Genomic DNA, 10,734 nt, shown 5'->3' on the forward strand with positions numbered 1-10,734 from the left:
TGCTCACGTTTTTATCATAGAAGCAGTAATTGTTTCAAAGTGATAAGCGATTTCTTGGTAAAGATCAGAACCCCTGTCTACACTCAGTGTAAAGTAATGCATATAAAGCATGATGCATACAGTGTTGTACAAAAACAATTAAAGAAGATAAGAAATAAGTTGGCTTGAGAAGGACGGGGAATGAACAACGAATGCTTTGCTAGGTTCCGAGCTGTCACGGATGAACTGTCAATGAAAGAATCGTTGTCAGTTGGGAAAGACCCTTATGCTCACTATCTCAAAGATATTGTGGGGATTGATTTGTTGTCTCGTGAAGAGGAGTTGCATTACGCCAAACTTAATCGAGCTGGTGATGAAGAAGCGCGCGAAATGTTGATTGAGTCTAATCTTCGACTTGTTGTGAAAATCGCAAAAGGCTACCTCAAACGGCCAGGCAATAACTTTACTCTGCTCGATTTAATAGAAGAAGGTAATATTGGTTTGATAAAAGCGGTCGATAAGTTCGATCCTGAGCCAGGCTACCGTTTTTCTACTTATGCGGTATGGTGGATTCGCGAGAATATAGAAGCGGCATTAATGAACAATGGCCGAACGGTACGTTTACCTGCTCATGTGTGCAAAGAGATAAATAGTCTGGCTTTAAAAAAGCTCGATGCGTCAAAAAGTGAGAGCAAGGAGTTGTCTATTTCTGAACTCTCACGCTGCTCAGGGGTGAAAGCAGAGCGTATAGATGAACTTGTTGCGCTTAGTGGCTTTATTGATGTATCGACCACTGCGGACCTACATCGCGTTCCATTTGTTCTTGAACTGTGTGAAAGTGAGTATACGCCAGATCCACAACAAGACTGTGAAAATCAGTGCTTTACTCAAGCTATTGAAAATATCATTAAAACCTTGCCAACTAAGTTGCAGAAAGTCTTGATCCATCGATTCGGATTATTTGACCAGAGAGTGAAAACCTTGTCGGAAATAGGCCTGTTGTTAAACGTGTCTAACGAGCGTGTTCGTCAGATGCAGATAGAGGCGGTTGAACGCGTGCAGAAACGTCTCCGATTCGATGGTTGGGTTTAAGATTTTTAGCCCCTTATCCTAGCCGATTAATTTACTGGCTTGCTACTCTGTTCTTCCGTAAGTAACAGCAGCTCAAGCTGTGCTTTAGCTGCTGCCTCCAATCTCCATACACTCAATAATCGGTTAAGTGCTGCGCGATAAGCACGACTTTTGAGTAAAAAAGCGAGCGTACTAGTGTAGTTGTTTACGACTTGCGCTTGTGTCTCGACCAATGCGGTTTTGTTTTCGATGTCGATGTGTTGAAGGTTAAAGTCAGGAAGAAACGCACATTCATACCATACCTCTACAATTTCACGAATTTCGAGTTCTTCTTCAGGCACGTCGAAGTCTTGTAAATGGTAGTTTTCTGGTATTGTTGATAAATAAACCACATCCAATTTGTCTGCAACAAATGTATACATCGGATTCCTTAGTGTACGCGCTTACAGAGTAAATAGTCTCATCGTTTACATTTTTGTCAATGACCGTGCTCAAGTATGAATGATGAATCACACCACATTCCGAACTTAACTTAGACTTTTTAAGTACTTATCGGTTAACCCGAAATACTTCAGGTTGCCATCTGGCTCCAAGACTAAGCTCATATTGGATGTAGAGATCATGCCCGGATCATTCGTTGAGAAAATAACGGTCTTATTGAGTAGTTTGTCGCTGAATAACCGCTTGAAGTAGTGCGAGTTTTCTTGCTCAGCACCATTAAATGGCTCGTCAATGATAATCAAAGATTGTTCGCAGTTACCTAGCCCTAATGCGAGCCGCAGTCTTTGTTGAATACCATTTGGTAAACTTTTACAGATATCAACGCTCAATTGAGTGTCCAGGCCTTGTGGCAACCATGTATCGAGCTCAAAGAAACTCACCATTTCACGCATTTTTTCTGTTGGGATTAACCCATTATGCAAGATGAAGTTAGTCTCCAAGGAGCCTTCAAAAATATGCAGGTTAAACGGGATGTAGTTAATCGAGGTTCGATAGCGGTAACTGTTGAATTGTTTGATGTTATAACCGTCCACCGAAACTGAGCCTTGATAGCGTTCCTCTAGTCCAGCGATAATAGAAATGAGCGTCGTTTTACCGCAACCTGTTGGTCCACAAATCACAACTTTTGCGCCCGGTGGAATTTTAAAACCAAGATTAGTTAAGCCTGTTGCCGCACCACTATAACGATGGCTCACACCAGAGCCGACGATACTACCTTGAAATAGGCGAATAGGGGGGCTTTTCTCTAACGTTAGCTTATCGTCATTCATCGCCATAAGGTTGTTGATTTGCGCAGAAGACGCCTTAATGGATTGGAACTTAGAAATAGAGTTGTAGATGCCCATAATAGGCCCCAACGCCTTCCAGACTAAAATTACGGTAGCAAGCATTGCACCTGCATCAGAGGTGCCGTCCATCACGCCGATAACGGCCGCGACGATACTTGCGGTACCAATAACCTGAATCAAACTCCCGCCTGCTGCCTGAACCCTGCTATTAGTCACTGAAACATGTTCTGCATCGTTGGTGCTTTGTAAATGCGATGCGCTAAAGCGGGACTGAATAACACGCAACAATGGCAAGCCTTGGATGGTTTTTATACCACGAAGAATCTCATTCCATTGGTAAGAAACCATGGCGTTGGCGCGAGAGCTCTTGGACGTGGCTTGCGAGTAGATGTAACGAGAATAAACACAGAACACCAACATTAGAATCAACCCCGCCATAACGACTAGCGCTGCGGTACCAGACATAAGAGCAATGGCAATAATGAATACGATAACAAACGGCATGTCGAAGTAGCTTAATGTTGACTCTGCGGTTACCAAACGGCGGAACGTGTCGATGTCTTTCAAACGCGCTAACTGAGAAGAGACACCTGCGGTGGATGTCATCGAATACGGAAGCCACAACAGTTTGGATATCACGTTTTGAGAAATATGCACCGCCAAATCCTTTCCTGATGTGGCGATGATGTTGACCCGCATTTTCTTGAAAAAGTATTCCGAGAACCCAACAATCACAGCAAATAACGTGAGCCAATAAAGCGTGGCTTGCGAGCTAGAGGTTAAGGCGAAGTTGTACACACTCATAATAAAAAAGGGCTGGAGTGCGCCGAGAATGCTGACCACGAAGCTGAGAATAATCAGGCTTTTGAGTTCATTGTTGTAGCGATAAAACGCGTATTTAATCCAGTTACTGCGGTCTTGAGATTCAGGTGGCGGCTCTCGGAATAAGCGGGAGTATTCGCTGATCGACACCAACAAGCACGCCTTCTTGCAGAGCGGGTATTCAATGGTGTTGTTATTGGTGTAATCAAACAGGATCAGCTTGCCGTCTTTGGTGCCCAAGAAAATCGCAGTGAGGTTTTCTATCTCGATAAAACAAGGATGAGGGTGCCCCTCGATGTGCTCCAACGTTTTTAATTTGGTGACGTCACAACGGTAACCAAGGCGTTCAATGGTGGCTATAAAACTGTCGCTGTCTTTTGGTTTAGGGATAAAAGCGTCACTGAGGATAGAAGGCGTGCCTTCCCATTCAAGCGCAATGAGGGTGTAAGCTAAACCACGAATCAAAGGTGACTGATTGTATCGCTCATCATAACTGCGAGCCTCAAAGTCCAACAAGCGTTGAGGGACATTATTAAAATCAACCAAAATACTCATTGGTCACCTCCGGTAAGTTTGACGCGTTTGAGGCGATGATTGAGTTTGTCCATCTTGTTGCTGACGATGATGAGGATTTTGTCGTTGGCGCGATAGGCGGTGCTGGTCAAAACCAATCGAGCAAAGTCGTCATCATAAACACAGTCGATGTCGTCGAAGATCAACACACGTTTGTTCGCGAGTAAGGCACGCACTAACAACAAGGCATAAGCGACTTGGCGCGAGAATGGGTTGCGTAAATGTCCTTTAAGCTCGGTGTAAAAACCAGCGGGAAGGGCATCGATTTGTGCCTTGATGTTCATGGTTTCGCAAAGCGCAAATGCCGTGTTATTTAAGCTCGGGCGGAAACAAGTCAAGTTGTCGATGATGGTGCCTTCGACGAACGAACTGGTTTTGTCGACCATGAGCACGCTATTACGCCAGACGTTGTAGTTGACGTCATCGAGCGGTGTCTCGTTGATTTGGATATCGAGCTTGCTGTCGGTGTTTTGCCGCGTAATGCAATTGGCGAGGTGGGTTTTACCTGCGCCGCTTTTCCCCGTCAGCAAGTAAGCCTGACCGCGTTCAAACTCAATGCGTTGTTTTTCCGAATACTTCACCGAGATGCGCTCGACTTCCGTCGTGTCGTTTTGTTGTTCTATAGATGCAGCAAGCTCAAGCAGCTCGGCGATACGTTGAATATGAAGCTTGTTCAACTCCCAGCGGCTCACCGTGCGCATCACTTGCTGGTATGGGGCAAAGTAGCGGTTGGTAAGCATGATGATGGCTGCCATGATGCCTTGGCTCGATTGCATGTTGATAACGGCAGTTGCCAAAACTACCACCACACAAGCGATGGAGAGCTGTTGTATGAGCGACAAGATAAGGCTGAAGTTTGATTCGATCTGCTCGTATTTGATGTTCTCGACTTCACGCTCTTCCACCATTTGTGTCATCAAGCTCTCAACGCGATATTCCATATTGCGCGCTTTGATATCGAGTGGGCTAGAGATGATCTCGATGATTTTTGAGGTGGTTAAGCCCTCGATGTCGGATTTGTTTTCTAGGCTGTTGATTTTTTGCTTGGAAAGACTGAGTGCGAACACCGCCAAAATGATGGAGGCGAGCAAGATGGTCACCCCTGCCCAGATGTTGATCAGACCGATAATCAAAATGGTCAGTATGCTGACGGCAAGGTTGATCAATGCCCGTACAGATTCTCCGCCAAAGAAGGATTTAATCTCTGGAATGGTAGCAATACGCTCTAGGTATTCACCGGGTTCTAGGCGACGAAATTTCGAGATCTCAGCCAAACAGATGGATTGAAACACCTTGTTGGTTAGGTTGGTTTCGAACTGTTTCATGATCACCGACGAAATCTTCTCTTCCTGATTTTTTAAGTGATAGTCGAGGAAGATGGTGATCAAGATAATGGCAAACAGAAGAAACAGTGTGTCTTTGGCTTGGTTAGGTAAAACTCGGTCAAAGATAATCAGAATCGAAAAGGGCAGTACTAAACCAAACAGCGTCGAGATGACCGTTGAGAAAGTCAGGTAACACTTGTCAGCAAAGTTTATCTTCTGGGAAAAATGCTCAGTTTGCATTGCGACCTCCTTTCTTAATCGATGGTTTGGAGAGAAGGTGTTTTGGAACTAAGTCTTGATTGCTTCTGCCTTCGATATCGCTCATCAATTGCATGATGCTTTCGATGGATTGCACCGACAACATGCCTTTGATTTGCTCAAGATTGATCGATTCAATGATGTAGTCATAACGCGCGCTCTCGTAATCACGTAGCGCGCTAAACAGTTTACTTTCCGCTGCCAGTAAGTCGGTAATGGTTCGCGTACCAAGCTGGTAAGCGCGTTGAATGCCTTTGTATGAAGCGTAGTTGGCACGGATGATGTTCTCGTAACTGCTAATAGCGCGGGAGAAGTCATTAATGTTGAGTACCGAGGTGTTAACGCTATTGCGCGTCGTGAACAACGAATCTTGGTACAGTAGCTCCGTTCGCTCGATGGCAGTCGACGATTTTTGATAACCGTAGTAATCCGAACCACCGGAGAAAATCGGCACATTCAAGTTCAAGCCGACGCTGGTGGAGTTACTGTCCCCTGTTGCGGTGGGGTCGGTTCGGTCATAGTTGTTCGCATCGTCGTAACGGTAACTGGCAGAGAGCGAGACGGTCGGCACAAAGTTTGAACCGCTTTCTTTCAAGCCTCTTCGGCTGCGTTCTACGGTCTTCTTCGCGACTAATAAGTCGTTATTGAGCTTCAAAGCTTGTTCAAGAATTGCGCGTTGTTCGGATTCGCTGATTTCTGCCAAGGGTACGCTTTCGTAGATATCCTGCGATGGGGTGACTGGATATTGAACTTGAATTTCCAAACCGTTCAAAATTACGCGTCGGTCTTTCTCTAAGGTTCTTAAGCGATTGGCAATGCCTTCTTTCTGAGCAATCACCTCATACAACTCGCTCGCCGCAGTATTGCCAAGCTCCACGTTGCGACGCATTTGGCGCTCACGTGTTTCAGACGATTTAAGCTCGACTTTGGTGGCTTTGATTTGCGCGTTGTTTTTCAGGTACTCGAAATATTGCGTCGCGATTTCAGAAATGGTGCTCTGGATTTTGTTCTCGTGTTTGATTTCTTCAATGTTGAAATCAAGCTTTGCGGTGCCGAATTTGAAGATGTCGCCAAGGTTAAACACCGATTGGGATAAAGACACGCTGTAGCTGTTCGAGTTGTAGCTTGAACGCGTATCCGGTGTTCCCGTTAATATGGTCTCGTTTTCATTCCATGTGGTATCAGCAGCACCGTTTAAAGAGGGTAGAAACTTAGAACGGCTAATGTCGATGTTGTATTCGTTTTCTTCCACGCCTTTGTCACTAGCGCGCAGAGATAAATTGTTTTCCAAGCCGAGTTTGACCGCCTCAAGCAAGGTGGTCGCCATTGCCGAAGGAGCATTGCTCAATGTAAGCGCTGCCAATACGCAGCTAGTTAAGTTTCTGTACCGCCACATACTTGTTGATCACCTTGATGATTTCGTCGTTTTTATAAGGTTTGCTGATCACGTAATCCATTCCAGCTTCGATACAAGCTTGGTGTTCATTAGTGCTGGTCAATGCTGTCGCGCCTATGATGGTGCAAGGGTTTTGTCCGCTCTCTTGTTCGTATTGTCGAATGCGTTTGGTTGCTTCAATACCGCCCATGCCAGGCATGATGCAGTCCATAAAAATGATGTCCGAGCGCTGATTCATGAAGTGCTGAACAGCGTCTGCGCCATCGCCAACGGTGTCGGCTTCGTATTCTTGCTTGCTCAAAATACGTTTGAGTAGAATCTGTTGAACACGGTCATCTTCCACAATCAGGAATGAGCTGTTCTCCATCTGATCTTCTGAGGCTTCCGCTTCCATGATTGCTAAAAGATTGGGGATAAACTCATACGGAATCGCAGGGGAGTTCAGAATCTTGTCGACAAAGGTATGGCTCTCTTGCGCTTGCTGAGTGCTAGTGACCGAGAGCAGCAACTTGGTGTTCGGGTGATTGCGCAGTTGCGATTTCACCGTTTTGCTCAGTGAGGGCAGCTTGTTTGGCTCGAACGTGTCGGTCAGCATGATGGCATCGTATTCGCCAAAGGTTTTTGCCGCAGAGAAGAGTTCGTTCGGCGTTCGAATTGGCGTAATCTCTAAGCCCAAGTTGACTAACATTTTGTTCATCACATCAATGCGCAGCTGAGAGTTGGCACACAGTAATAGGCGCTTATTGTAGAAGCGAGTTTTCTCGGTGTGGAAGCTTTTGGCTTTCAAATCGAGCTGAATTTGAAAACGTTCCTGATTGCCCGATTGATACCAATGGCTCTCGTAATAGCCATAATCTTTCAACACGCTTTTCGCCAAATCGTCTTTGGTTGCAGTGTGCTGTTTATGGTCGCTCCAGTGTAGGGTATTGAGCTTGGCAAGCGGCACATCCAGCGTGGTTAAGAAGTTTAGATTGATGGTCAGGCGGGTATTTTCAATGTCTGACGCCGCACCTGATTCAATGGTGACAAACAGTTTCTTGTCGGCTTTGAGTTGGATGGCATTTGATAGCTGTAGGAACAACACCCAGAATAAGCTGGTGGATTGTCCTTCAACACGGTTTGGTAGGTTATCCGAGATAAAGCAGTCTAGCTCACCTTCATTTCGCTGCACTTTTGAACTGATGTGAATCATCAATTCAGACAGTACATTCAGCAGTGAAAACTCTTTCGATTTGCTCTCGGTCCCTTGTGAAATGAGTCGGTTGTAGTTCTCTGCCAATTCAGACAGGGTATTGGCAGCCGAGGTTATATCTTGCGCCATCAACACTCCGCTCTCATCGGTCTCTTGAACGAGATATTGCACGCCGCCGTTAATGGTGTTGGTGATGCCACGAATCTCGTAACCAATCAGAGCATAGAGCTGCTTGTAGAGATCGTTATTGCGTTTTTGTTCTTCGAGTTTGCTGAAAATCAGTTTTAGGTGAGAGTAGATCTGACGCTGCTTCGGATTGATGCTCACTTCATTCAGCAACTCTTCCAACCTTTGTAAATCCAGTTGTTTGAGCTCTTGATAAAGCTCATCGAATTCTTGGTCAATGTCACGCTCATTCGAGCTGGATTTTTTCAGTTTAAGGATTGCCACCAAGTTCGATAGCACTGCGATACCAACCAGTACGACAACGACCACAAACAACCAAATGAAGAACTCGTTTTTCTCCATCATTAGGTCGCTCGCATGGTTGTTAAATATGGTCCGGTAGTTGTCGTCCATTTGTAGGTAGTTATTGGTGAGCGAGAGGTACAGTGCCAACACATCGTCGCGTGTTTTTTGGCTGTCTGAGAAGCGATTGATTGCCAGTTCAAGCTGCGTGTATTCGGTCGCGCCCACCAAGCTAAACTCGGTTTTGTTGAGTGACGCGAGCGACTTAAATTGGTCAATTTCGTCTTTCAGAACCTCAAAATCAAGCTCTGTTGTACTGCAATAACGTTCGGTTAAACAGCGTTGAAGCGTTTGAATATCAAACTCGATAGTTTGGTTGAGCTGTTGAGCTTGAACCAACAGAGGCGCGTTTTGCACTTTCTCGACTGAATCCACTTTGTCCCAAGAGATATACAAATAAAAGGCGAGGGCAGCCAGCATCAAGCTGAAAGCAATGCTTAGGCGCATAACAGGAACGGAAATATTGTAAGAAGGTTTGCTACTCATCCATCACCTCTCATCGAATGCGTCTTCGATAGCCGACATAACCGGCTTCGCTGCGTATTCGATAACCCGGCGTGAACCTGTTTTCACGTCTGCGGTAAACTCCATATAAGGGGACAGCTTGTATTGTGTGCCTCCGCGCTCTAGATAGTTTTGACTGATTTGGATTTCCGCGAGGTAGAATTCAGCGTCTTCTTCTTCATAAGAAGAACGGCTGATCGATGCAATTCGACCTTCCAAAAATCCGTATTTGGCAAAGTTGTAGGTATCCATCTTCACTTTGACCGCTTGTCCGATTTCTACAAAACCCATGTCTTTACGCGGGATCTTCGCTTCGCCATGAAGGGCGTTATTGATCGGTGCAATGTCCGCGATGCTTTCACCTGGCGGTATCACAGCGGAGCGGAAGTTGAAGTGCACTTTATCTACTACACCGTCAATAGGGGCGTAAACCACGAGGCGATCCACTTTATCTGAGTGTTGAGGACGTAATATACGTTTCAACTTTAAGTCCTTGTTTGCTTGAATGATTTGTGCTTGATACTCGGCATTACGATTCTCCACCAAGTCTCGGTACTGCTTCTCTAGTTTGTCGAGTTGGAAGCGCTCATTCATGACCGACTCATCAAGGTTTTCAATCTCACGCACCATGTTTGACTCTTGAACCTGCATATTCAGAACATCGACGTAAGACGCCATTTCCTCTTTGTACAAAGTGTTCTTAATATTGAGCTGCTTGCGTATCAAGGAGAGCTGGTTCTCGGAGCTTTTACGGCGCTTGAGCATTGAATCAATAAGCGAATTCTTATGTTGGATATCGTGAGTGATCAACTCTTCATTGGAACGGTTTTTAGAAAATTCTTGCTGCCAGGTATTCATGTTGACTTGCACTAATTCTGGGTACTTTTCGATGTAGGCAGAAAAATCGGGTTCCACCATATCGCGCAGGCTTTCGTAACGAATCTTGTCTAGCTCAAGCTGAATGATCTCTGTGTTTACCGTATCAAGTTGAGTGTTTCTATCCAGAGAGCGAAGGCGTGCAATAGGCTGACCTTCATAAACCACTTCGCCTTTGCGTACTAGCATTTCTTCTAGAATACCGCCTTCAAGGTGTTGCACTTTTTCGATGTCAGATTCGAGCAATAGCTCACCGCGCACCGACACCACAATGTCGATACGAGCCTGAGATGCCACGGCGATAGCCACCATGGAAAGCAAAAAGATAACCAGCAAGGTTTTGTGTACGCTGGTCATTGCACTGGCTAGCACGATTGTATCGTCTGCTGTTACCTTCGAAGCTTCGTTGTTCGAAACGAGTGCCTTTTTGAGGTGATGTTCTATTTGCTTATTACTCATGAGCCACCCCTACGATTCACTACCTGTGCGGCTATCGATTGAATTTCCGATTTTTAACAGCTGGCTAATTTGTTTGTTTACGTTGTTAAGCTCGGTTTTAACGTCCTCGATCAATTCATTAGGAGCAGGGAAATGGTGTTTGTTTAAGTGTTCAAGCTTTGCCAATTTTGGTGGTAAGTCGTCATCACATAACAAGACGAGAATGGTCTTTAGCCTTTTTGAATAACATCTGAGTGCTTCAAAACGGTTTTGTTTATGCAGCATCTCAATATCAATCCCTGCATCACTGAAATCTTGGTAAAAATCGCCTAATAGCAATTGCAGCCCCTTATGGCTGTTGTCGACTGAGCGCAACAGACTTGTCATATTTATCATTATCCCACCGCACTAATTGCTTTAATGACAACAAGTAAGGATCTTTATACTGGGTTTTCAAATTTTTTTGTTTTTATGGAACTCGAA

8 protein-coding genes are annotated in these 10,734 nt (G+C 45.1%); 1 reads left to right on the forward strand and 7 read right to left on the reverse strand.

Translation table 11 applies throughout. The annotated features are described in order from the left end of the window. Positions 1 to 180 precede the first annotated feature (180 nt). A complete protein-coding gene (locus R7E51_RS05775; protein WP_017635872.1) occupies positions 181 to 1,071 on the forward strand; it encodes a sigma-70 family RNA polymerase sigma factor in 891 nt (296 codons plus the stop codon). 26 nt (positions 1,072 to 1,097) lie between these two features. On the opposite strand, the gene R7E51_RS05780 is transcribed toward R7E51_RS05775, so the two are convergent. From R7E51_RS05780 to R7E51_RS05810, 7 genes are all read right to left on the reverse strand, one after another. Next, positions 1,098 to 1,472 (reverse strand): hypothetical protein, encoded by a 375-nt coding sequence (locus R7E51_RS05780; RefSeq protein ID WP_206957794.1) that lies wholly within the window; start codon positions 1,470 to 1,472, stop codon positions 1,098 to 1,100. A 105-nt stretch (positions 1,473 to 1,577) separates the two neighbouring features. Continuing rightward, a complete protein-coding gene (locus tag R7E51_RS05785; RefSeq protein WP_206957793.1) occupies positions 1,578 to 3,716 on the reverse strand; it encodes an ATP-binding cassette domain-containing protein in 2,139 nt (712 codons plus the stop codon). Beyond that, entirely contained in the window at positions 3,713 to 5,299 is a 1,587-nt protein-coding gene (locus tag R7E51_RS05790) for an ATP-binding cassette domain-containing protein (RefSeq protein ID WP_206957791.1), read from the reverse strand. The genes R7E51_RS05785 and R7E51_RS05790 overlap by 4 nt, the downstream gene beginning before the upstream one ends. After that, the gene (locus R7E51_RS05795) at positions 5,289 to 6,713 is read right to left on the reverse strand and encodes a TolC family protein (protein WP_171345460.1); all 1,425 of its coding nucleotides are present in this window, start codon (positions 6,711 to 6,713) and stop codon (positions 5,289 to 5,291) included. The genes R7E51_RS05790 and R7E51_RS05795 overlap by 11 nt, the downstream gene beginning before the upstream one ends. Beyond that, positions 6,688 to 8,919: an ATP-binding response regulator gene (locus tag R7E51_RS05800; protein ID WP_206957789.1), complete on the reverse strand. Its 2,232-nt coding sequence runs from the start codon at positions 8,917 to 8,919 to the stop codon at positions 6,688 to 6,690. The genes R7E51_RS05795 and R7E51_RS05800 overlap by 26 nt, the downstream gene beginning before the upstream one ends. A 3-nt stretch (positions 8,920 to 8,922) precedes the next feature. Further along, on the reverse strand, positions 8,923 to 10,272 hold the full coding sequence (locus tag R7E51_RS05805; protein ID WP_033906830.1) for an HlyD family type I secretion periplasmic adaptor subunit: 1,350 nt from the start codon (positions 10,270 to 10,272) through the stop codon (positions 8,923 to 8,925). Between the two features lie 9 nt (positions 10,273 to 10,281). Next, complete coding sequence (locus R7E51_RS05810) at positions 10,282 to 10,650, reverse strand: hypothetical protein (protein ID WP_206957847.1); 369 nt, start codon at positions 10,648 to 10,650, stop codon at positions 10,282 to 10,284. Between the last annotated feature and the right edge of the window lie 84 nt (positions 10,651 to 10,734).

This window comes from Vibrio sp. Vb1166, assembly GCF_033338695.1.
Classification (GTDB): domain Bacteria; phylum Pseudomonadota; class Gammaproteobacteria; order Enterobacterales; family Vibrionaceae; genus Vibrio; species Vibrio alginolyticus.